Origin of the sequence: Pseudoalteromonas sp. L1 (assembly GCF_021728095.1) — a bacterium.
Taxonomy (GTDB): Bacteria; Pseudomonadota; Gammaproteobacteria; order Enterobacterales; family Alteromonadaceae; genus Pseudoalteromonas.
Map to the genome: position 1 here is coordinate 1165931 of NZ_JAKKCT010000001.1, position 23379 is coordinate 1189309.

General features: G+C 40.4%; 27 protein-coding genes and 2 tRNA genes. 15 read left to right on the forward strand and 14 right to left on the reverse strand.

Going from position 1 to position 23379, the window contains the following annotated elements:
• Positions 1-37 precede the first annotated feature (37 nt).
• From nhaC to L3V38_RS05435, 8 genes are all read right to left on the reverse strand, one after another.
• Positions 38-1516: a Na+/H+ antiporter NhaC gene (gene nhaC, locus L3V38_RS05400; RefSeq protein ID WP_237118632.1), complete on the reverse strand. Its 1479-nt coding sequence runs from the start codon at positions 1514-1516 to the stop codon at positions 38-40.
• A 169-nt stretch (positions 1517-1685) separates the two neighbouring features.
• Positions 1686-3710, reverse strand: coding sequence for a carboxy terminal-processing peptidase (prc, locus tag L3V38_RS05405; RefSeq protein ID WP_237118633.1), 2025 nt, complete (start codon positions 3708-3710; stop codon positions 1686-1688).
• A 26-nt stretch (positions 3711-3736) separates the two neighbouring features.
• Positions 3737-4387, reverse strand: coding sequence for an RNA chaperone ProQ (proQ, locus tag L3V38_RS05410; protein ID WP_130149779.1), 651 nt, complete (start codon positions 4385-4387; stop codon positions 3737-3739).
• A gap of 14 nt (positions 4388-4401) precedes the next feature.
• On the reverse strand, positions 4402-4680 hold the full coding sequence (locus L3V38_RS05415; protein WP_237118634.1) for a hypothetical protein: 279 nt from the start codon (positions 4678-4680) through the stop codon (positions 4402-4404).
• A complete protein-coding gene (locus L3V38_RS05420; RefSeq protein WP_237118635.1) occupies positions 4680-5138 on the reverse strand; it encodes a GAF domain-containing protein in 459 nt (152 codons plus the stop codon). Before L3V38_RS05420 ends, L3V38_RS05415 begins: the two co-directional genes overlap by 1 nt.
• Before the next feature lie 125 nt (positions 5139-5263).
• Complete coding sequence (locus L3V38_RS05425) at positions 5264-5659, reverse strand: hypothetical protein (RefSeq protein WP_237118636.1); 396 nt, start codon at positions 5657-5659, stop codon at positions 5264-5266.
• Positions 5660-5804: 145 nt separating this feature from the next.
• Positions 5805-5895, reverse strand: a tRNA-Ser gene (locus L3V38_RS05430).
• A 44-nt stretch (positions 5896-5939) separates the two neighbouring features.
• Positions 5940-6030, reverse strand: a tRNA-Ser gene (locus tag L3V38_RS05435).
• A 259-nt stretch (positions 6031-6289) separates the two neighbouring features.
• On the opposite strand from L3V38_RS05435, the gene L3V38_RS05440 reads away from it, so the two are divergent.
• From L3V38_RS05440 to L3V38_RS05495, 12 genes are all read left to right on the forward strand, one after another.
• Positions 6290-6955 (forward strand): Bax inhibitor-1/YccA family protein, encoded by a 666-nt coding sequence (locus tag L3V38_RS05440; protein WP_130149775.1) that lies wholly within the window; start codon positions 6290-6292, stop codon positions 6953-6955.
• 57 nt (positions 6956-7012) lie between these two features.
• Positions 7013-7366, forward strand: a complete 354-nt coding sequence (tusD, locus tag L3V38_RS05445; protein ID WP_130149774.1) for a sulfurtransferase complex subunit TusD — start codon at positions 7013-7015, stop codon at positions 7364-7366.
• Positions 7363-7719, forward strand: a complete 357-nt coding sequence (tusC, locus tag L3V38_RS05450) for a sulfurtransferase complex subunit TusC (protein WP_237118637.1) — start codon at positions 7363-7365, stop codon at positions 7717-7719. Before tusD ends, tusC begins: the two co-directional genes overlap by 4 nt.
• Positions 7716-7982: a DsrH/TusB family sulfur relay protein gene (locus L3V38_RS05455; protein WP_237118638.1), complete on the forward strand. Its 267-nt coding sequence runs from the start codon at positions 7716-7718 to the stop codon at positions 7980-7982. The genes tusC and L3V38_RS05455 overlap by 4 nt, the downstream gene beginning before the upstream one ends.
• A gap of 3 nt (positions 7983-7985) precedes the next feature.
• Positions 7986-8315: a sulfurtransferase TusE gene (gene tusE / locus L3V38_RS05460; RefSeq protein WP_062568972.1), complete on the forward strand. Its 330-nt coding sequence runs from the start codon at positions 7986-7988 to the stop codon at positions 8313-8315.
• Positions 8315-8962 (forward strand): pseudouridine synthase, encoded by a 648-nt coding sequence (locus tag L3V38_RS05465; protein WP_237118639.1) that lies wholly within the window; start codon positions 8315-8317, stop codon positions 8960-8962. The genes tusE and L3V38_RS05465 overlap by 1 nt, the downstream gene beginning before the upstream one ends.
• Complete coding sequence (locus tag L3V38_RS05470) at positions 8955-9389, forward strand: NUDIX hydrolase (protein WP_237118640.1); 435 nt, start codon at positions 8955-8957, stop codon at positions 9387-9389. The genes L3V38_RS05465 and L3V38_RS05470 overlap by 8 nt, the downstream gene beginning before the upstream one ends.
• A gap of 87 nt (positions 9390-9476) precedes the next feature.
• Positions 9477-10577, forward strand: coding sequence for a tRNA 2-thiouridine(34) synthase MnmA (gene mnmA, locus L3V38_RS05475; RefSeq protein WP_237118767.1), 1101 nt, complete (start codon positions 9477-9479; stop codon positions 10575-10577).
• A complete protein-coding gene (hflD, locus tag L3V38_RS05480; RefSeq protein ID WP_130149769.1) occupies positions 10577-11179 on the forward strand; it encodes a high frequency lysogenization protein HflD in 603 nt (200 codons plus the stop codon). Before mnmA ends, hflD begins: the two co-directional genes overlap by 1 nt.
• 33 nt (positions 11180-11212) lie before the next feature.
• Positions 11213-12583 (forward strand): adenylosuccinate lyase, encoded by a 1371-nt coding sequence (gene purB / locus L3V38_RS05485; protein WP_054561603.1) that lies wholly within the window; start codon positions 11213-11215, stop codon positions 12581-12583.
• A gap of 73 nt (positions 12584-12656) precedes the next feature.
• Entirely contained in the window at positions 12657-13802 is a 1146-nt protein-coding gene (locus L3V38_RS05490; protein ID WP_237118641.1) for a cupin domain-containing protein, read from the forward strand.
• Between the two features lie 12 nt (positions 13803-13814).
• On the forward strand, positions 13815-14273 hold the full coding sequence (locus tag L3V38_RS05495; RefSeq protein WP_130149767.1) for a GNAT family N-acetyltransferase: 459 nt from the start codon (positions 13815-13817) through the stop codon (positions 14271-14273).
• A 55-nt stretch (positions 14274-14328) separates the two neighbouring features.
• On the opposite strand, the gene L3V38_RS05500 is transcribed toward L3V38_RS05495, so the two are convergent.
• The 5 genes from L3V38_RS05500 to L3V38_RS05520 form a co-directional block, all read right to left on the reverse strand.
• On the reverse strand, positions 14329-14775 hold the full coding sequence (locus L3V38_RS05500) for a DUF4826 family protein (RefSeq protein ID WP_062568965.1): 447 nt from the start codon (positions 14773-14775) through the stop codon (positions 14329-14331).
• A 91-nt stretch (positions 14776-14866) separates the two neighbouring features.
• On the reverse strand, positions 14867-16111 hold the full coding sequence (locus L3V38_RS05505; protein ID WP_237118642.1) for a lipoprotein-releasing ABC transporter permease subunit: 1245 nt from the start codon (positions 16109-16111) through the stop codon (positions 14867-14869).
• Positions 16101-16799, reverse strand: coding sequence for a lipoprotein-releasing ABC transporter ATP-binding protein LolD (gene lolD / locus L3V38_RS05510; protein WP_237118643.1), 699 nt, complete (start codon positions 16797-16799; stop codon positions 16101-16103). The genes L3V38_RS05505 and lolD overlap by 11 nt, the downstream gene beginning before the upstream one ends.
• The gene (locus L3V38_RS05515) at positions 16792-18009 is read right to left on the reverse strand and encodes a lipoprotein-releasing ABC transporter permease subunit (RefSeq protein ID WP_130149764.1); all 1218 of its coding nucleotides are present in this window, start codon (positions 18007-18009) and stop codon (positions 16792-16794) included. The genes lolD and L3V38_RS05515 overlap by 8 nt, the downstream gene beginning before the upstream one ends.
• A gap of 89 nt (positions 18010-18098) precedes the next feature.
• Positions 18099-18980 (reverse strand): LysR family transcriptional regulator, encoded by an 882-nt coding sequence (locus L3V38_RS05520; protein ID WP_237118644.1) that lies wholly within the window; start codon positions 18978-18980, stop codon positions 18099-18101.
• A gap of 110 nt (positions 18981-19090) precedes the next feature.
• On the opposite strand from L3V38_RS05520, the gene L3V38_RS05525 reads away from it, so the two are divergent.
• Positions 19091-20212, forward strand: a complete 1122-nt coding sequence (locus tag L3V38_RS05525) for an S-(hydroxymethyl)glutathione dehydrogenase/class III alcohol dehydrogenase (RefSeq protein WP_062568960.1) — start codon at positions 19091-19093, stop codon at positions 20210-20212.
• Positions 20213-20267: 55 nt separating this feature from the next.
• Positions 20268-21104 (forward strand): S-formylglutathione hydrolase, encoded by an 837-nt coding sequence (fghA, locus tag L3V38_RS05530; RefSeq protein WP_237118645.1) that lies wholly within the window; start codon positions 20268-20270, stop codon positions 21102-21104.
• A 99-nt stretch (positions 21105-21203) separates the two neighbouring features.
• On the opposite strand, the gene L3V38_RS05535 is transcribed toward fghA, so the two are convergent.
• Complete coding sequence (locus tag L3V38_RS05535) at positions 21204-22697, reverse strand: BCCT family transporter (RefSeq protein ID WP_237118646.1); 1494 nt, start codon at positions 22695-22697, stop codon at positions 21204-21206.
• Positions 22698-22917: 220 nt separating this feature from the next.
• Here L3V38_RS05535 and L3V38_RS05540 point away from each other — a divergent pair, with 220 nt between their 5' ends.
• Positions 22918-23334: an MgtC/SapB family protein gene (locus tag L3V38_RS05540; RefSeq protein ID WP_130149759.1), complete on the forward strand. Its 417-nt coding sequence runs from the start codon at positions 22918-22920 to the stop codon at positions 23332-23334.
• Positions 23335-23379: the final 45 nt, after the last annotated feature.

The window sequence follows — 23379 nt, forward strand, 5'->3', positions numbered from 1 at the left end:
GCTCCAAATGGCCCCACTTCTGTAGGGCCTTACGTTATTATTCAACAGTGCTTGGTTTCGCATGTTTTGGGGTAATGCGTAAAATCTTAATTCCCAAATAAGCATAAATAACCGCTAGGAACGGATTAATTAAATTAAAGAAAGCATACAGTGCATAATCAAATGGATTGATTAATAAAACACTTTGCATATACGCACCACAAGTATTCCAGGGGATCAATGGACTAGTTATCGTTCCGCCATCTTCTAAGGTGCGTGATAAGTTAACCGGCTTTAAACCACGTTTTTCATATTCTTCTTTAAACATGCGGCCAGGCACGACAATGGCAATGTATTGATCAGCCGCTACCGCATTTGTACCGATACACGTAGCAATCGTTGCGGTAATAAGCGAGCCGGTACTCTTCGCTATTTTTAAAATGCTCTTTACGAACATATCAAGTAAGCCCGTTTTTTCCATAATGGCACCAAACATAAGCGCAGTCATAATTAACCATGTAGTCGTTAACATGCCAGCCATACCACCACCACTGAGCAATGAATCCATTTTTTCATCACCAGTATCGATACTAAACCCATCGAAAAAAGTGGTCCATACTAGTTTAAAATAGCCAATAATTTCACCTTGTGATGCATCAATTTGGCTGCTAATTAAATCTGATTGAAATAGCATTGCCCAAATAGCACCAAGCACAGCACCGATTGATATAGCAGGAAAAGCTGGCATTTTACGAATAGCTAAAAATAGCAGCACAGCTAAGGGCACTAGCATTTCAAAACCAATGTTGAAGTTTTGTTCCAGTAAATTGACAATTTCTTCAATACGCCCCGCCTCAGCTGAGCCACCGGCATTAAAGCCCATAAAGATAAAAATAATTAAAGCGATGATAAAGCTTGGTACCGTTGTCCAAAGCATATGGTGAATATGGTCAAATAAATCGGCACCGGCTACTGCAGGTGCTAAGTTTGTGGTTTCTGAAAGAGGGCTTAACTTATCACCAAAGTATGCACCAGAAATAACAGCACCAGCAGTAACAACTTGCTCAAGACCAAGACCAGTTGCAACACCTAATAACGCCACACCGATAGTTGCAGCAGTGGTCCATGAACTACCAATACTCATAGCTACAATGCCACAAATTAAACAACTGGCAGCATAAAACCAACTTGGATTAATGATTTGAAGGCCATAATAAATAAGGGTGGGCACAGTACCTGATAATAGCCAAGTACCAATTAAGGCACCAACCATAAGCAAGATAATAATTGCACCAAGGGACAAGGTAATCCCTTCAATCATGGCTTGTTCAAGTTTTTTCCATGTATAGCCATTTTTTAAACCAATTAACGCCGCTGTAAAAGTAGCAAACAATAATGCAATTTGGTTAGGACCTGATGACGAATTATCACCAAACAAATAAACAGCAGCGCCTAAAAGGCACACAAGCACAGTAATTGGGATCAAAGCATCTAAAAAACTAGCCTGCTTGATCGGCTTTTCTTCAATAGAATTCAAAAGATAGTCTCCTACACGTCTTATGTGGCGTGTTTAATTATTATTGTAAGCTTGACGCAAAACTTCAGTGGCTTTTTTGACAGCCAGATTGTCCAATTATAACAAGCTGACCTGTTTTAGGTAGCAAAAAAGGCGCCTAAGCGCCTTTTTATTAATCATAAGTAAGTATTTATTTTTTCGCGATACGGCCGTACTTGATGTAATCTTGCGTGATTAATGCCGCTTCTTCCAAAAATGGGTCAAGATCATCTAAGGTGTCAGGTAAATCGTCTAAGTTCTCTACCGGCTTTTCACCTAGGCGAACTAAACGTTCATTGGCACGCTCAAGTGCTCGTTCTTCACCTTCATCTTTCTCTTTAATGCGAGCGGCTTCAACCAGGGAAATTGTTTTACGATCTTTCTCTTGTTGATAACGCTTAATATCATCAAATACGTAACCGAACTCTGGCTCGCTCGCAATACGTGTATCATGTAACTTATTCACATACGCAATTGCAGGCTCTAGGTTATCAACAGAGTTATACTTAGCACGAATGATACTATCCCACGGTAACGCGTTGTCTTGTTGGCTTTCGCCCCAATCCGCTGGATCGATTGCCGATGGGAACGATACATCTGGTATCACACCTTTATGCTGAGTACTACCACCATTAATACGATAGAATTTAGCAATTGTGTACTGTACGCTACCTAATGGGTGATCATATAAGTCATAAGCACGACCAAGTGGTTTATGCTGTTGTACTGTACCTTTACCAAAGGTTTGCTCACCAATGACAATTGCACGACCATAGTCTTGCATTGCAGCTGCGAATATTTCAGATGCTGAAGCACTGTATCGATCAACTAAAACGGTTAATGGACCATCATAAAAAGTGACACCATCGCGGTCTTTTTGCTCTTCAATTCGATTATTTAAAGTGTGGATTTGTACCACGGGTCCTTGATCGATAAACAAACCTGACAACTGAGTTGCTTCGTATAAAGAACCACCACCGTTTTGACGCAAATCGATAATAATACCATCAACCTTAGCTTCTTTTAACTTAGCTATTTCAACTTTAACGTCTTGCGACAAGTTATTGTAGAAACCTGGTATTTCAATCACACCAATTTTACTGGTTAAGTCTGAATATTTAGCTTCAAATACTTCTGATTTAGCTGCGCGGTCTTCAAGGCGAATTTTATCACGCGTAATCTCAACGACTTTAGGTGTACCATGGGCGTCTGCACCTTTTAAATATTGCAAACGAACTTTAGTGCCTTTAGGACCTTTGATTAAGTCAACCACGTCATCAAGACGCCAACCAATCACATCAACAAACTCTTCGCCATCTTGAGCTACACCAATAATTCGGTCATCGGCTTTGATTTGTTCTGATTTATCCGCAGGGCCACCTGGCACTAAACTACGAATAACCGTGTAATCTTCATCATAGCTAAGAACGGCACCTATACCTTCCAGCTCAAGGTCCATATCCATCTTAAACTGTTCAGCACGACGTGGCGATAAGTAAGAAGTATGTGCTTCGATGCTACGTGCAAATGAATTCATCACGATTTGGAAAGCATCTTCACTGTTTGTTTGCACTAAACGTTTTTGCGCATTGTGGTAGCGCTTGGTAAGAACGTCTTTAATTCCTTGCCAATCTTTACCCGTCATTTTTAAACGTAACGCATCATATTTAACGCGTTGACGCCAAAGTTCATCGAGCTCAGCTTGGCTTGTAGCCCAATTAGCTTCTTCACGGTCAAACACGTACTCATCTTCTTTATCAAACTTCATTTCCTTTTCTAGGAGCGATAAAGAATAGTCATAACGTTCAAAGCGACGTTTTAGGCTCAGATTAAAAATATCAAATGCAAAACCAAGTTTGCCTGTCGACAATGCATTGTCAAACTGATCTTTATACTGCTCAAAAGAAGCAATGTCTGAGGCTAAAAAGACACTCTTATTATAGTCAAGAGACTCAATATAACGTTCGAAAACTTTTTCAGATAAGCTATCGTTAAAACGTATTGGTTTATAGTGTGCACGAGTAAATAAGTTTGTCACCCGTTTGCTTGCTGTACTATGCTGGCTTTCTTGCTTGAGTACTGGCAAATCATCTTCAGTTAAATTATCTGCAGCGGCCAATAATGAGCCTGAAAACAGGGCAGCGACTAACGGAATGAGCGTAAACTTTTTACTCATACACAACTCCTTTCTTTTTACAGCTATTAAATGATATACAGGCTGTCTGCTTTGGTCTTAACTTGCATCCCTGTTACTAACTCAACATGAACTTCATCTTTGTTCACTTCTGTTATAACAGCATTTACAAGGGCTTGGCCAAGTTTAACTTTCACTTTGCTATTAACCTTGACCTCAGAGGCAGGTAAAGGTTCAACTTTTCCTGAACGTTTAGCAGGTGCAGCTTTTGCAGGCTTATTACCTACTCTAGCGCCTTTATCACCAGATTTGGCATTTTGAGCACCGTTCTTTTTGTAAGATTTTGTGTCTGAATCTCTACGTGGACGTTGCTGCTTTTTACGCTTAGCCATTTTGGCGCGGCTTTCTTCAAGTGCTTTTTGGGCGTGCTCAATGTGTTCTTGTTCCACTTTTTCATCTTGATTACCATCAAGATCGATGCGGAACTCAGATTTAGTCACTGCCTCTAAATAGCGCCAATTTGAGGTATACTTTCTAAGTGCTTGACGAACCTGAGTTTTACTTACTTTCTCAGAACCTTCAATGCGCTCAGCGATATCTTTAAAGATACCGACTTTAAGCGGCTGAATGCCGTCTTTTTGTTTAAAACATTGCGGAAATTCTTGATATAAGAAATCCAGTACTTCATTAATATCTTTTAGCTTGTTTGTGGTTTCCATGTTAGAACCTTTTATTACATCTTTTCATCAAGTGATGAATCGGCATAGTGTGTTACCCAGTCGGTCAACTCTTCGAATTCGGCCTCTAAAAGTGCAAGCTCCCCTCGAAGGTGTTCCCAAATACCATTTATAATTTCATCAATCGATTCACAGTCAAGGTCGTCAGGGAGACGATCCCAAGCCATGTGAATCAACTCATTGAGCCTTTCGGCTACAACTTCTTCTTCTCCTTCCCAATCACCAACATCTTGAATGGAAAAAAGGTAATCTTGCACGTTTAGCAGATCTTTCATTACAGGTTTGCCTCAAAGCATTTTACAAGTGCTTCTAGACCTGTGCGGTCGTCAACATCGAAACGTCCGATACTTGGACTATCAATATCAAGTACGGCAAAAATTTTACCATCTTTAAAAATGGGTACCACAATTTCAGAGTTAGATGCAGCGTCACAGGCTATATGACCGGCAAATGCATGAACATCTTCCACTAATTGTGTTTCTTGTGTCTTAGCAGCCGTGCCACATACTCCTTTACCTACAGGAATACGGATACAGGCTGGATTGCCTTGAAACGGACCAAGTACTAGCTCATCTGGCGAATCCATTAAATAAAAACCCGCCCAGTTAATATCCTCTAACGAGGTAAACAAAAGCGCACTAATATTTGCCATATTCGCTATAACATTTGACTCACCATTAATCAGCGATTCAGTTTGTTTAACTAATGACTGGTAAAATTTTTGCTTCGACATACCAAACTACTTCTTATTAAACATACAGTAGCTAAAGGTACTCTTTGTGGGCGACAAATGAAACCTTTTAAAGGCAAAAAAAAACATTTTGCCCTCAATTTCAGTCAGCTTGATTAAATATTCTGCTATTGATGGGGAGTTTGAACTGCCAAGCCCTGTCTTAATCCAAATAAGAATAAACCTGCAGCCAATGCAGACATAAGTGCATTCACAATAAATGCGGTACCCGCCGTTGCACTTAGCAAGTAACTAAAAATAGCGCCACCTAATAAACCCAGTGTTAAAACACCCGAGTAGTTCACTTTCGCGTACTTATACATTAATAAGTAACCAGGCACGACAAAGGCCGCCATTGTTAAGCCAACAATATGGGCATTAGAAATGGCGCTCACTAAGAGGTTAAAGAAAATACTTAAGCCATTTCCTTCTAAGGTAAACGCATAATACAGGCCTAAGACACAACCAATGATCACAGGCGATAATAAAGATAGTCCTACACTCTTTGCTATACGATGTTTCATAAATTCCCTACTTTAACAAAGATAATACGAGAAGTAATAAGCATGGACTAACTAGAGAAAATCCGAAATATCGACAATAGTCGTACTAGAGATGAGAAAGGATTAGACACAAAAAAGCCGCTGAACTAATCAGCGGCTCTGATGATGGTGGAGAGATAGGGATTTGAACCCTAGAGGGGCTACAAACCCCTGCCGGTTTTCAAGACCGGTGCATTCGACCACTCTGCCATCTCTCCGAATGCGAAATAACTACTCGCTTGCGCAAATAGCTTAGTAATAATGGTGGAGAGATAGGGATTTGAACCCTAGAGGGGCTACAAACCCCTGCCGGTTTTCAAGACCGGTGCATTCGACCACTCTGCCATCTCTCCGACGGCGTGCATAATAGATAAGCCAATGAGCTTTGTGAAGCTTTTTTTTCAAAAAACTGTTTAAGTGATTAAAAAACAATTAATTTGCTCAGCATTAGTACAGCAGCGTTTAGATTATGCGCAACATTGAACTTTTCAATTATTTATCGTGTCTATTGAACTACAAAGGTTTGCCCAAATATATAACTCTTGGTAGTCTTAGTTCTAGTTTAATAATTGGAACTAACGAACTAAATAGTTCATTTAAAGGAGCTCTACAATGGCGTTTAATCACTCGTACAATACCGCTAAACCGGTTATGTCGACCATTGAAACAAACAAAGTACTTAAAAATACTTATTTCTTACTGGCCATGACATTAGCATTCAGCGCAGTGACAGCCGGTATTTCAATGGCGATGAATTTACCTTACTTCATGGGTCTGGTATTCAGCCTTATTGCATTTGGTGTACTTTTTGTAGTCAACAAAAAAGCTGACTCAGCCTCTGGTGTCGCTTGGGTATTTGTATTTACAGGGCTTATGGGCGCAGGCCTTGGTCCTATTTTAAATTACTATGCAGCAATGCCAAACGGCCCATTACTCATAATGCAGGCTCTTGGTTCGACCGCGTTAATTTTCTTTGGTTTATCAGCCTATGCACTGACGACTAAAAAAGACTTCTCATTCATGGGTGGCTTTTTAACAGTTGGTCTAATCGTTGTTATCATTGCCAGTTTAGTAAACCTATTCATCGGTAGCTCTATTACTTTTATGGTTATCAATGCTGCTGTAGTTTTAATCATGTCTGGCTTAATCTTATTTGACACAAGCCGCATTATTAACGGTGGTGAAACTAACTACATTCGTGCAACTGTAGCCCTTTACTTGAATGTATATAACTTATTTACATCACTTCTGCACCTACTTGGCGCAAGTGATGACTAAATAGATATTTATCTGATAAAATAGCCCCTTTCTAGGGGCTTTTTTATTGGATGCGTTTTGGCACAATTTGTACTATCTCTTCATACCGCACCGACTGATCATGATACAACACAGCGCTTAATTAAGTTTGCTGAAGCTTGTATTGCAGGCGGCCACACCATTTCAGCTATTTTCTTATACCAAGCAGGAATTTTCCATGCGAGCAATCATTTAGATCTTGCTAGCGATGAACTACCTATAAAACAACTTTGGCAAAAGTTATCGGCAAAAGAAGTTCCTCTATTGTTATGCGTTACAGCAGCCGAAAAACGTGGTTTGGATACACAGAATACGGGTGTTTTCAAGGTTGCAGGGCTTGCTGAGTTTGCAATGCTAGCCAGTGAAGCAGATAAATGGGTGCAATTTAAATGAAAAATGTTTTAGTAATAAGTCAACATGCTCCATTTGACGACCAACACATTCGGGAATCGCTCGACATGGCACTTATCTTCGCAGCTATTGATCAGAATATCAGTTGGTTATTAAGTGCGGATGCAGTGCTAGCACTTAAAAAAAACCAACAACCTGAACTGTTAGGTATTAAAAATTATTTTAAAACGATAAAAACGCTTGAGTTATATGATGTTGAAAACATATATGTGTGCGAGAAGTCACTTGTGGATTTTAATTTAACTAAGGAAAATCTCATTATTGACGTTAAAGTTGCTAACTTTGAACAGCAGCGTGCTTTAATAGCTCAACAGCATCAAGTGGTGACTCTATGAATACCTTACATATTTTTTCAAAACCTTTATCGCATTACTGCCTTAATACACTTGAGAATTTGATAGATAGCAACCACGCTGTACTTTTGGTTGGTGATGCTTGTTATAACATCAACCAATTTAAACAATTTTCTGCTACCCTGCACTTATTGGAAGAAGATGCCACTGCACGCGCCATCTCACTAAACGAAAGTGATATTAACATTAGCTATGCTGAATTTATAGAACTCACATTATCAGCTCAAAACACGATTACTTGGTAAATCATGCTTGAATTTAATAACAAACAGATTGAAACAGACAAACAAGGCTATTTGCTCGATACAAATGATTGGAGCGAAGAGCTTGCACCTATTATTGCCGAGCAAGAGAACATTACCTTAAGTGAACAGCACTGGGAAGTTGTGCATTTTGTGCGTGATTTTTATCTTGAATACAACACCAGCCCCGCTATTCGTATGCTGGTAAAAGCAATGGCTCAAAAGCTAGGTGAAGAAAAAGGTAACAGTATGTATTTATACAAACTATTTCCAAAAGGCCCTGCAAAGCAAGCAACTAAAATTGCAGGTTTACCTAAACCGGCTAGGTGCATTTAATGGTAAAAAAACCAAAAAATAAACCGCGTCGCAGCAATGGCCGAACATACTCAAGACCTACGCAAAAACGAGAAGTAAAAAAAGTAATTAGCCCAGAGCAACGCAAAGTGGTGCTGTTTAACAAACCATTTGATGTGCTTTGCCAATTTACTGATGACCAAAACCGTAAAACCCTAGCCGACTTTATTACTATTAAAGACGTGTATGCGGCAGGACGCCTAGACAGAGACAGCGAAGGACTCTTGCTTCTTACAAACTGCGGTAAGTTACAACACACACTAACTGAACCCAATAAAAAAACAGCTAAAACATATTGGGTGCAAGTAGAAGGTGATGTCAGTGATGAGGCTATCTTTGCCCTTAACAAAGGCGTAGAACTTAAAGATGGCATGACCAAGCCCGCTAAGGTCAGACGTATTGACGAGCCATTAATTTGGCCGCGTACACCACCCGTTCGCGAGCGGAAAAACATTCCAACCAGTTGGTTAGAAATCTCTATCACTGAAGGACGTAATCGCCAAGTTCGCCGGATGACTGCTCATGTTGGCTTTCCTACTTTGCGATTAATTCGGTACAGCATTGGTGACTATACTCTCGATGGCTTAGATAACGGCCAATTTAAAGTAGTGAACAACCCAGATGCATAAACCCAATGTCACAGTGGCCGCTATTGTCACGTGCCAAGAGAAATTTTTACTTGTTAAAGAGCGTGACAAACACACAGGTGAAATCTGTTATAACCAACCTGCCGGCCATTTGGAGGCAAATGAAACCTTAGCAGATGCTGCACATCGTGAACTTATAGAGGAAACGGGCATTAGCCTTAGCCCCAGCCACCTTGTTGGCATTTATAATTTGCATGCCGCGAATGGCGTTCACTATATGCGTTTTAGCTTTGCTTTTAATAGCCCAGAGCTGTTTAAACCATCTCCCCTAGATGATGACATTCTAGGCGCAGATTGGTTTAGCCTTGAGCAAATTAAAAGCCTGCCGCTTAGAAGCCCTCTAGTTTTAAAATGCATTGAAGATCATTTAGCTGGCAAAGCCTACCCACTGAGTTTGATTTACCAATAACGGCTGTGATTTTGGCTGGTTTGGGCGTCTAAAAGCATGCTATAATGCCAGCCTTTCCATAGCAGTTAAAAAATGACAGCGAATATTATGAGCGAAAATAGTCACATTAAAGTCATCGTGGGTATGTCCGGCGGTGTGGATTCTTCTGTATCAGCGTATTTATTAAAGCAACAAGGCTATCAAGTTGAAGGCCTGTTCATGAAAAACTGGGAAGAAGACGATAATGATGAATATTGCGCTGCAGCTGAAGACCTTAAAGACGCACAAGCTGTGTGCGACAAACTAGGCATTGAGCTTCACACTGTAAATTTTGCAGCCGAATACTGGGACAATGTGTTTGAGTACTTTTTAGCTGAGTACAAGGCAGGCCGTACGCCAAACCCAGACATTATGTGTAATAAAGAAATCAAATTCAAAGCATTTTTAGAATTTGCAGCAGAGGCTTTGGGTGCTGATTACATTGCCACAGGCCACTATGTACGCCGCGAAAAGCGTGGTGATAAATTTGTTATGTGTCGTGGTCTTGATGACAACAAAGATCAAAGTTATTTCTTATACACTCTAAGCCATGAACATATTGCGCAAACACTGTTCCCTGTTGGCGATATTGCTAAACCTGAAGTTCGCCGCATAGCTGAAGAACAAGACTTAATTACGCATGATAAAAAAGACAGTACCGGTATTTGCTTTATCGGTGAGCGTAAGTTTAAAGACTTCTTACAAAAATTCTTACCAGCACAGCCAGGTAAAATTGAAGATACCGATGGCAACGAAGTAGGTGATCACGAAGGCTTGATGTACCACACCCTTGGTCAACGTAAAGGTTTATTAATTGGTGGCATGAAAGAGGGTTCAGGTGAACCTTGGTATGTGGTTGATAAAGACGTTGACCGTAACGTATTAGTGGTTGGTCAAGGTAAAGACCACCCTCGCCTGTACAGCAATGGTTTAAATGCAAATCAACTTCACTGGGTTGACCGCGAAGGCCCCAAAGGTACCACACGCTGTACTGTTAAAACCCGTTATCGCCAAGAAGACATCAGCTGTACTTTACTTGTTGGTGAAGATGGAATGGCACGCGTATTATTTGATGAGCCACAAAAAGCAGTTACACCAGGTCAATCAGCCGTATTCTATGCTGAAGAGGTCTGTTTAGGTGGTGGTATTATTGATTCGGTGATTAAATAATGACAGAACACCAAGTCATGGCTTTAGCCGCCATGTGCCAAGTTGCCAAACAAGTACAAAAAGTTGCGCAATATGGCCAAGGCAGTGATCACGAATTAGAAAAATTACTAAACTGTATTGTCGAGACATCACCTAATAGCCCTGAAGATGTATATCAGGGTAAACATAATTTACGTGACGGTTACCGTGTCTTAATCGCCCAGCTTTCAGCAGGCTCTGACAAAGACGTTGAAATCGTAAAATATGTGGGTGGCTTAATGCAGTTAGAGCGCGCATTAAGTGCAAAACAAAACAGTTTAAATGAATTAGGTCGTCGCATTGATGATGTTAAGCGTCGCCTCGACCATTTTGCTATCACAGATGATACTGTGGTCGCAGCGCTTGCCGATATTTACTCATCGGTGCTAAGCCCCCTTGGGCATCGTATTCAAGTGTACGGCAAGCCAGAGTTATTAAAGCAGCAACTCACGCAAAACAAAATCCGCGCCCTATTATTGGCCGGAATTCGTAGTGCCGTGTTATGGCGACAAATGGGCGGTAAACGCCGTCACTTTTTCTTTTCGAAGAGAAAAATCCTTGCCATTGCTAAACAGTATATTTAATTATCGTTCAAACTAGACAATTTAGGAGTCATTATGGAGCTTTCAGCGTTAACCGCTATCTCTCCGGTAGATGGTCGCTACGGCAGCAAGACCACGGAACTACGCAGCATTTTCAGCGAATTTGGTTTAATCAAATACCGTGTAACTGTTGAAGTTCGTTGGTTACAAGCTTTATCTGCAGCTAGCGCAATCAAAGAAGTACCGGCATTTAGCGACGAGGCTAATGCTTTACTTAATGCCATTGTTGATAACTTTAGCGAAGCTGATGCAGCACGCGTTAAAGAAATCGAGCGCACAACGAACCATGACGTAAAAGCGGTTGAATACCTACTTAAAGAAAAAGTAGCAGACAACGCAGAGCTTAACGCAGTAAACGAATTCATTCACTTTGCATGTACTTCAGAAGACATCAATAACCTGTCTCACGGTTTAATGCTGACAGAAGCGCGTGACAAAGTATTACTTCCATACTGTGACCAACTTCTAAATGCATTAAAAGAAAAAGCGGTTGAGTATAAATCAGTAGCGATGATGACGCGTACACATGGTCAACCAGCTACCCCTTCTACAATGGGTAAAGAGTTTGCAAACGTATACATGCGCTTAAAGCGTCAACGTGATCAAATTGCTAACGTCGAAATGTTAGGTAAAATCAACGGCGCTGTAGGTAACTACAACGCTCACCTAAGTGCATACCCAGATTACGATTGGCACAGCCACGCTGAGCAGTTCGTAACGAGCCTAGGTTTAACATTTAACCCATTCACAACACAAATCGAGCCGCACGATTACATTGCTGAGTTATTCGATGCAGTTGCACGTTTCAACACTGTATTACTTGATTTTGACCGTGACGTTTGGGGCTACATTGCACTTAACCACTTTAAACAAAAAACAATCGCTGGTGAGATTGGTTCTTCAACCATGCCTCACAAAGTAAACCCGATTGATTTTGAAAACTCTGAAGGCAACTTAGGTATTGCTAACGCTATCTTTACTCACCTTGCGCAAAAACTACCTGTTTCTCGCTGGCAACGTGACTTAACTGACTCAACAGTGTTACGTAACCTGGGTGTTGGTATGGGTTACACACTTATCGCTTACCAAGCGACATTAAAAGGTGTTAGCAAGCTTGAAGTAAACGAAGAGCGTTTATTAGCAGAGCTAGACCAAAACTGGGAATTACTAGCAGAGCCAATCCAAACGGTTATGCGTAAATATGGTATCGAAAAGCCATATGAAAAACTTAAAGACCTTACTCGTGGTAAGCGCGTAAACCAAGAAATCATGGCTGATTTCATCGATGGTCTTGAGTTACCTGAAGAAGCAAAAGTAGAAATGAAAAAATTAACACCGGCTAATTACATTGGTCGTGCTGTTGAGTTCATCGACAACTTAGCTTAAATTCAAATTAAGACTTAAAAAAGCGAAAGGCCTTCCTTTCGCTTTTTTTATATCAATTCGCTTAGGTCATGTTATGTATCAATTAACCATCAATTCATTAACCCAAGAGCAATTTTTAGCTGAGTATTGGCAGAAAAAACCATTACTTATTAAACAAGGCTTCAAAGATTTTGCTGATCCTATAGAGCCCGAAGAATTGGCCGGTCTAGCCATGGAAGAAAGCATTGAATCACGTATTGTGACCAATCACTCAGATAATTGGCAAGCATATCATGGCCCGTTTGAAGACTTTAGCTTACTGACAGAGCAACATTCAACACTCTTAGTGCAAGCAGTTGACCATTGGCATAACGATGCAGCGCAACTGCTAGAACCATTTCGCTTTATTCCAAACTGGCGTATCGATGACTTGATGATCAGCTACTCAACCCCAGGTGGTGGTGTAGGCCCGCATTTAGACCAGTACGATGTGTTTATTATACAGGGTGAAGGTAAACGCCACTGGCGAGTTGGTATGCCTGACGCGAATTTAAAACAATTTGCGCAAAATAAAAGTCTGTTGCAAGTTGAGCAATTCCCTGCGGTTATCGATTGTGTGTTAGAACCTGGAGATATTCTCTATATTCCACCAGGTTGCCCACATGAAGGTTACGCAGTTGAAAATGCACTTAATTACTCTGTGGGTTTTAGAGCGCCAAACCAACGCGATTTATTATCACAATTTGCTGATCACCTCATTGATACTGAACTTGGCAATCAACGATACGGTGATGCAGAGCTTAAATTACGCTCATCAAAAGGTGAACTTAACCAAACTGAAGCCGAGAAAGTAAAACAATTAATGATTGCTGCGATTAATGATGACGCAGTGTTTAAGACTTGGCTAGGCAATAGTATGAGCCAGCCAAAGCATGAAATGGATTTAGCGCCTTTAGAAGAGCCCTACACATTAGATGATGTAAATGACTTACTCAATGATGAAGACGTTGTTTTTGAGCGTTTAGGCGGTACTCGTGCAATTTACCAAATAATTGATGAACAGGTTCTATTAAGCATCAATGGTGTTAACTATATGCATGATTTAGATGAACTTGAGCTAATCAAAAAGCTCACCGATCAAACTTACCTGACAGCTACCGACATAAATAGTTCAAAAAATAATCACATTTTCTTGAAAACCTTTACTACACTTTTAAATGAGGGTATTTGGTTTTGTTAGGAGCGTGTGTTTATGGGCTATCATATCGATGAAGTTGAATGGAGTATCGACAAGGAACTCTTGCAGCAAATCAGGGAGCGTGTGTTTGTATATGAATTACACATCCCTAAACACGTAGAATTCGATCATCTTGATCAAACAGCGCACCATGTATTGGTCACAAAAGATGGTAAATGCCCTGTCGCTACAGGGCGTTTATGTAATGATGGGCTCATAGGCCGTATTGCTGTCTTGCCTGAGCATCGCAATCGCTCTGTCTATAAATCGCTACTAACCTATTTAGTTAAAATGGCTGAAAAACAAGGGTGCGACTGTGTGAGTATTAATTGCATTTTGAACGAAGTTGACAGGTTTAAACGAAATGGTTTTGCAGCAGACGGCTTAGTATTTATGGAAGCTGGTATTCCAAGACAACGAATGCTTTGCCCCATCAAACAATTTGATACGCGACCATTCACCTTGGTGCATTAACGATACAAAATAAAAAGCTGAATAGTTCTATTCAGCTTTTTACAGTAAACTCAGATTATGCAGGCTCGTTTTGCCACATATCATCTTTTTCAAATAACTCATATAAACCGTGTGCACGATTTATCAACAGGTTTGCAAAATCAACTTTTGTTTTATCAACTGCACCTGATTGCATAAGTTGGTCTGCTTTAAGCTGCCATTGCATCGAAAAGAAGCGTAAAGCTTCACGTGCATCTTTCGCTGCGCTCGCTTCGGCGTGGTCCGTTGGTAAACGACCCGTCACCACCCAGTAGCTTTTACCATTTTGGGCTTTGAATTTCCAAACAGCAACTAGTGGCGCAATAAAGCGGCTTTCTTTTTCAATGACAGTTTGCGGGATCACACCTTTTTCAGCTAAATGCTTTTGCGCGTTCTGGAAACATTCTCGTTGCCACATAATACTTTGCTTGTGTGCTTGTGCTTGCTCTTCTTCTGTCAGTGGCTTAGCTTGTTTTTGTTCCATATTGGTTACTCTTTTACTACATTTAGGACACTTTAAGGCTTAATATACTAGGGTGCAAGTGTTTGCGAGCATTTAAGCTTGATTCACACTTTTAGTTACCTAACACCTTTGCAGGGTCAATTCTTGTTGCCTGCCATGCTGGATAAAGTGTTGCTAGTATAGCCAAAATAAAAGTAACAAAAACTGTAACAACAATATCTTGCCAAACTAACTTACTCGGTAGAAACTCAACAAAATAAACACCTTGTAACGGGTTATCACCAGCTAGGTTGCTTAACCAAGTAAACAGCTCACTTATATTAAGTGCCACCATAACACCAATAACAGTACCTAACAGCACACCAATTAGGGCTTGAGTAAAGCCTTGCATAACAAAAGTTGCCAAGATTGTACTATCTTGTGCACCCATGGTTTTTAAGATAGCAATGTTTGCCTGTTTCTCGCGTACTTCCATCACCAAGGATGAAACAATATTAAAGCTGGCAACAGCAATAATTAAAAACACCACGATATAAACAATCGTGCGAACCATTTGAATATCCTGATACAAACTGCCTTGTGTTCTAAACCAACTAGACACATACACATAGTCGGGGATAACTTGCCCGACCCGCATCGCCGTTTGATGTGCTGCAAAAACATCATCCACTTTTAACCTAAGCCCTGTTACTTGGTTTTTAGTAAAACCCAGCACAGCTTGTGCTTTATCTAATCTTATATACGCAGCTGTTTCATCTATAGGCCCGCCCATATTAACAATACCCACGAGCTTTAAACTCACCCGCTTTGGTGACAATAACTTACTCGTTTGTTGATTAATCTGTGGGATCAATAACGTAACAGGGTCGCCAATTTCTAGGCCAAGCTTATTGACGATTTGTTGACCTAATATGACATCTTCTTGCTGTAGTTGGCTTACTAAACGGCCATGAGTAAACTGATTAAGCGCAGAAACTTGGTTCTCTAAATCGGCTTCAACTCCGCGTACCTCAACCGCTTTCAGTTCATTTTTAAACTGTGCCATACCACTTACACTAATAAAAGGCGCTGCGCCAGCAACGCCATTTTGCTCATGTAGTAATTTGACTTTATTTTGCCAATCATTGATCGGTTTATTTGGGGCAACATATTCAACTTGTGGCACAACAGACAATAATCTGTGCACCAATTGCTGCTCAAAGCCATTAATGACCGATAGCGCAACAATAAGAACAGCAACACCTAATAGAATACCTATGGTCGAAGCCTTTGCTATAAAACTCACAAAACCATTTTGACCATCTTTATGACCACTGTGTGCGCGAAAACGTTTTGAAATAAAGGCACTAAGCAACATCTTGAGACTCTTTAATTGCAAGCTTACCATCATCTAAATAAGCAATTTTTCCCAGCTTATCTGCAAGCTCTAAATCATGCGTGACCACAACAAAGCTTGTTTTGAGACTGCTATTTAACTCTTTAATTAAGTCATAAATTTTTATTGCATTTTGTTTGTCTAAATTACCGGTTGGTTCGTCTGCAAGTACTAACGCAGGCTCAGTAACTAAGGCCCTTGCAATGGCAACACGTTGACGCTCACCGCCTGATAACGCTGAAGGTTTATGCTCACTGCGATGAGAAAGACCTACTTTATCAAGCATAATTAATGCTTTTTTGTTCGCTTCAATTGCACTTAAGCCTTTTATAAGCAATGGCATAGCAACATTTTCAATCGCAGTGAATTCCATTAACAAATGATGGAATTGGTAAATAAAACCAAGATTTTCGTTGCGAAAGTTAGCTTGTTGTTTGCGGTTTAGCTTTCCTACTTGCTTACCTTTAATTTCGACTGTGCCGTTTGTTGCATTATCGAGGGTTCCTAAAATGTGCAATAAAGTACTTTTACCCGATCCTGAGCTGCCAACGATGGCCAACATTTCACCCTGTTTAAGCGCCAGTTCAACCCCTTTTAATACTTCAACTTGGTTATCGCCATCTTGATAAACTTTGTTCAGCTGCTGACAATTGATGACTAAATCACTCATAACGTAATACCTCTGCTGGATTCACTTTTGCAGCTTTTCGGGCAGGATACAAAGTGGCTAAAAAGCTCATCGCAATACTCCCTGCGGCAATTAGGCTCAAACTCATAACATCAAATTTAACGGGTAAGCTCACACCTGCTAATAAATTGATGCCTAACATATTCAATAATTCATTGATATTGCTACTTAACAATACCCCAAGTAAAGCACCGATACTGGTACCGATAAGACCGTTATACAAGCCTTGTATCATAAATACATGTTGTACTTGCTTGGGCGTTAAACCCAGCGTTTGCAAAATTGCTACTTCACTTTGCTTTTCGCTCACCATCATGGTCAACGCTGAGACAATATTAAATACAGCAACTAAAACAATCAGTCCCAATAGCATTGACATGATCCTTTTCTCCATTGCTACAGCGGCAAAAAGGGTTCCTTGCGTGTCTCGCCAATCTGAATACTTAAACCCAGCCAACATCTGACTGTGTGATTGTAAAACATCCTCAACAGCAAAAGGCTCATACAAGGATACACTTAAATTAGGTGCTGCTGATGATGCTATTTTTAAAACTCGTTGTAATGAGTAACCACTGGTGAAGGCTAAAGAGGTATCGATTTCAGATTGCGTTTCGTATAAAGCTGCGACCGTAAATAAGCGTTGACTCGGCACCCTACCCAAGGGGGTATACGCGCTTGCATTTGGCATAATAACTCGCACTTTATCACCAATGGAGATACCAAGCTTGCGACTTAAATAACGACTTATGGCAATATGGTACTGTTTATCCATCACCAATGACCAATCACCCACGACAATTTTATCTTTAATCTGATAAAGTGAGTTTCCATCATCATAAAGCCCTTGTAACAACACACCATGTAAGTCTTTATTTGTTTGTAAAATGGCTTCACCATGACGGTATAGGTTGACTTGTTTTACATCTTGAGAGTTTGTAAGCTGAGTTTTAAGCGTCGCCATTGCCTCTTTTGAATGGGAATCCCCTTCTACTTCAATATGAGGAATTAGCCCTAGCATATTGGTTTTTAGATTATTCTCGAAACCATTCATAACCGAGCTAACCGTAAAAAGAGCCATCAGGCCAATAGCGATGCCTGCAATAGAAAAAAATGAAATAAATGAGATAAAGGCATTACCCTTTGAAGAGCGACTATATCTCAGCCCTATAAAAAGGCTAACAGGTTGAAACATAATAATTTATGGGTAATCCAAGGGCTAAATATGCGCTCATGTTAGCATATATTTAGCCATGATGGGATGCGAGAAATTGTAAAAAATAATTATAAATCCGATACTTGAACACTCTCAACAAGATGATCAAGTAATGCTTTTACATTCGTTGCAATAAACTGTCTTGGTGGATACACCCCCCATACACCTTCAGGTGCAGGCGCAACATTCGATAACACAGCAACGAGGTTCCCCGTATTTAAGTGCTCATTTACATAATAGTCTGGCAGTTGCACAATACCTAACCCTTTAATTGCAGCATCTACCAATGCCCAACCACTGTTACATTGTAAGCGCCCTGCTACTTTTATGTGTTTATCTTGGTTTTGCTCTTTTACCCGCCAATAGCTGTTATTACCAATTAAGCAATGATGATGGTGTAACTCACTCACACTGTGTGGTTGCCCATAGTTGTTTATATATTCAGGGCTACAGCAAATAACTAGCCTGCGCTGATTAATGCGCCTTGCTTTTAAAGAAGAATCTTTTAAATGCCCTAGTCGTATTGCCAAATCATACCCTTCTTCGAGTAGATTAACTTGCTCATTACTTAAATGGCTGATCACTTCAATATCAGGGTGCTTTTGCATAAACGAATGCACCGCTGGCATAATATAACTTTCTCCATACATTACAGGAGCAGTCAGCTTTATAGTGCCTTTAGGTGTCAATTGCTGTTCTGCAAGCAGTGCCGTTGCATCATCCATTGCATGCTGAAGTTGCTTTGTTTGATGAGCAAATATTTCACCTTCTTTGGTTAGCACAACTTTGCGGGTTGTTCTGGTCAACAGCTGTGTATTTAAACGCTCCTCTAATTGACTGACATACCGACTCACATGCGCCACCGACATACCAAGCATTTTACCAGCCCTAGTAAAACTGCCAGTTTCTGCTACTGCTAAAAACTCATCGATTCCATGCCAACGATTCATTATTACCATACTGTAAAAGTGTTTTAATAAAACTGAGATTATCATTCATTGAGAAATAAATAAAATAGACTAGGTTTATTACTTACTTCCAACAACTATAAGGGAACGTTATGACTGATTTTATTAAATCAAAAGCGGCTATCGCTTGGGGTCCAAATCAACCACTATCAATCGAAGAAGTGGATGTAATGATGCCAAAAAAAGGCGAAGTGCTTGTAAAGATTGTTGCTACTGGTGTTTGCCACACAGATGCATTTACTTTATCTGGTGAAGACCCTGAAGGTATTTTCCCAGCAATCCTTGGCCATGAAGGTGGTGGTATTGTTGAAGCTGTGGGTGAAGGTGTGACACATGTAGAAGTAGGCGATCACGTAATCCCTCTTTACACTGCCGAGTGTGGTGAATGTAAGATGTGTAAATCAGGTAAAACCAACCTATGCTCTGCAGTGCGTGAAACTCAAGGAAAAGGTTTAATGCCAGATGGCACCACTCGTTTCTATAAAGATGGTCAACCGATTTATCATTATATGGGTTGCTCTACCTTCTCTGAGTACACAGTATTGCCTGAGATTTCACTAGCTAAAGTGAGCAAAGAAGCGCCACTTGAAGAGATTTGTTTACTTGGCTGTGGTGTTACCACAGGTATGGGTGCTGTAACGAAAACAGCTAAAGTACAAAAAGGCGACACTGTGGCTATTTTTGGCCTAGGTGGTATTGGTTTATCAGCGATTATTGGTGCGAAAATGGCAGGCGCAAGCCGTATTATTGGTATCGATATCAATACTAGCAAATTTGATTTGGCTACAAAACTGGGGGCAACAGACCTAGTAAACCCGAAAGATTTCGACAAACCAATTCAAGAAGTCATTGTTGAAATGACTGACGGTGGTGTTGATTTCTCATTTGAGTGTATTGGTAACGTTGATGTTATGCGTTCTGCACTTGAATGTTGTCACAAAGGCTGGGGCGAATCAGTCATCATTGGTGTAGCTGGTGCTGGCCAAGAAATCTCAACGCGTCCATTCCAACTTGTAACAGGCCGTGTATGGCGTGGTAGTGCATTTGGTGGCGTTAAAGGTCGTTCTGAGTTGCCTGAAATTGTTGAGCGTTATATGAATGGTGAGTTTGCGTTAAACGACTTCATCACTCACACCATGAAACTTGAAGATATCAATGAAGCCTTTGATTTAATGCACGAAGGTAAGAGTATCCGCTCAGTCATTCATTATTAATCTATAAACCTGACGCTTGGCTGACCCCAAGCGTCTTTGTTTCAAGGATGCGGTTATGCTAGAAAACATAAGCTCAACAAAAGTCAGCGGTGGCTGGCATAAACAATACACACACCAAGCAAGCAGTACCCATTGTGCTATGCGTTTTGCAATATTTTTACCGCCTGGTGCCAGTGAAACAAACAAAGTCCCCGTCATGTATTGGTTATCAGGTTTAACCTGTACTGATGAAAACTTTATGCAAAAAGCAGGTGCCTTCAAAAAAGCGGCTGAGCTAGGTATTGCAATCGTTGCACCAGATACGAGCCCTCGTGGTGATAATGTGCCTGATGATGAAAACTACGACTTTGGCCAAGGTGCAGGTTTTTATGTGAACGCTACAGAGGCACCTTATAACGTGCATTATAATATGTACGATTATGTTGTTTCTGAGTTACCTGCACTTATTGAGGCACACTTCCCCGTCAGTGATAAAAAAGCCATTGCAGGTCACTCAATGGGTGGTCACGGCGCATTGATGATTGCCCTTAGAAACCCTGAGCAATATGTAAGTGCCAGTGCCTTTAGCCCAATCGTAAACCCTGTTAACTGCCCATGGGGTGAAAAGGCGTTTACTAACTATTTAGGTAGTAACAAAAGCAGTTGGCTTAAATACGATACGTGTGAACTAATGAAGCAGGCACAAGCTGATAATTACCTGCCAATACGCGTTGATCAAGGCGACGCTGATAACTTTTTAACAGAGCAGCTTAAAACAGAAAACTTATTTGCAGTAGTGAATGAAAGAGATTATCCCGCTGAGATAAACATGCACGCAGGCTATGATCACAGTTACTTTTTCATTAGTAGCTTTATTGATGAGCACTTAGTGTTTCATAAGCAATACCTTTAATTGCCATTTGATGAGTGTGGGGGATCAATTTCCTCACACTCATAATAACTCATTAAGTATATTGCTATACTTATATTTTACCGTAAAAAAGTGTTCGAATTATGCACACAAGTCACGAACAAACTCTTTCAAAAACCCTGCTAATTGCAAAATAAAAACAGCTAAAAATGGCAAAGCCCCTAAAATCGCTATACTCCGATTTAAAGGCTCATCTTGTTGTAAAAGCAGTGCAAAACTGCACATAAATAACGCCAAACACCATGCATACAGTGTGCTCTCATTTTTAAACTGATTTTGAACAAGCTGCCTTATCACTAAAATAGCGGAGTCCGCCGAGGTTGCAACAAACACTAAAAGTAATAACAAGCTACTCCATATCAAAATGGTTCCTTGCCAGCCTAACTGACTAAAAAATACAAACAACCCTTGAGTGTAGTCATGCTTAATCGCTGATAAAATACCGGCTTGGTTTAGTTTGTCCCACTCAATTGCAGCGCCAGAGAATACAGAAAACCAAATAATCGTGACACATGTAGGAATACCGACAACCGCCAAAATAAATTGCCACACTTTTCTGCCTTGACTAATGTTGGCTAGAAATACACCGACAAATGGCCCCCAAGCTAACCACCAAAAATAATAGTTATATGTCCAGTGCGTTGCCCAAGTGGATGTGTTTAATTGACTATCAAACTGCCATGTTCCTGTGGCTAGTAATTGTAAATAATAACCTGTTCCATCTAGTGCAATCTTCATAATAGGTGCAACAGGCACGATAAATAATAGCCAAATCAATAATGAAAATGCTAAAAGGACATTAAAGATACTTAACGATTGCACCCCTCTTCTAAGGCCTAATTTCGCTGATAAAGTATAAATAACAAATAATACACTTACGATTACAGTGCCTATCAATAAAGGCGATGTAATACCCAGTTCAACCTCAACGCCCTTACTAATAAGTAATGTTGAGTTTGCAATTGTTCCAACAACGCCGAAGAACACAGCAAAAACAGCAAGTAGTTTAATCGTAAAGACCACTCCTCGCTTCTTACGTAGGCTAAGTTTATTTCCAAACGCACTCATAACAGGTGCACATATATCGCCAGAGTTACCACTGTATTGCGTCAACCCTCCTAGCACTAAGCCAAACACGGCATACAAGGCCCATGCATGAGCTCCCCAATTAACAAGGGTTAATGCAAGGCTACTTGCTAACCTATCAGGGTATAGACTTTGCTTTAAAGGAGGGTTCATAAAATGCAGTGCAGGCTCTGCAACTCCCCAAAAGACCAGTCCTGATCCCATTCCGGCTGCGAATAACATGGCAAACCAACCAAAGTTGGAATATTCAATTTTTGCATGCTCACCGCCTATTTTTCGGCCGCCCAAGGGGCTAAATGAAAGAATGATAACGGCAAATAATAAGAAGTTAACGAACAGGAAAAAGCCACTTCCTAGAAAAGAGAGGATGTCCTGAACCACAGGCTGTATATGTTCCGTCATCAGCTCAGGCTGAGCCGCAGCAATGAGCGCAATAAAAATGCAAATAGCCAGCGCTGTTTTTTCTAGCATGGTGATTGAATATTTCAAATTATAGCCTACATAGTGAACACTTTTAAAAAGTGCATGACGGTGTGCAAATAAACTAAGTCTGAAAATTTGACACGCTACTGGGTAAAATTCGCAAAATTATAGCAATTAAGATCCACTAAAACTCGGCTAGATGTCCTAATTACCTTATTTTTCTATAAATATTAACTAGGTACTAAACTTGCTATGTAAACAGAGTGTATATTTTAGGAATTGATAAATGGACTTTAATTTAGACTGGCATGAAGTCATTGATAATTTAATTCACCTAGGTATTGCCTATTTACTTGCCTTACCTATGGCCTTTGACCGAGAAAAGACAAGTAACGGAGCTGGCTTAAGAACTTTTCCGCTGGTTGCAGTGGCGTCCTGTGGCTATGCATTGGTTGGCATGTCAGTTTTAACAAGCTCAGAGGCTGAATCAAAAGTACTTGAAGGAATTATCACCGGTATAGGCTTTATTGGTGGTGGCGCAATTTTAAAGAATAAAAATTCCACCTATGGTACAGCGACTGCTGCAAGTATTTGGAATATGGGTTTAATTGGCATTGCCGTTGCGTTTAGTCGCTATGAAATAGCTTTTTTGATGGCGTTGATCAATTTTGTAACCTTACGATATGTAAAGCGCTTTAAATAAGAAAAAAGGCGCTATAGAAGCGCCTTGCTGTCAAGAATGTGCTTA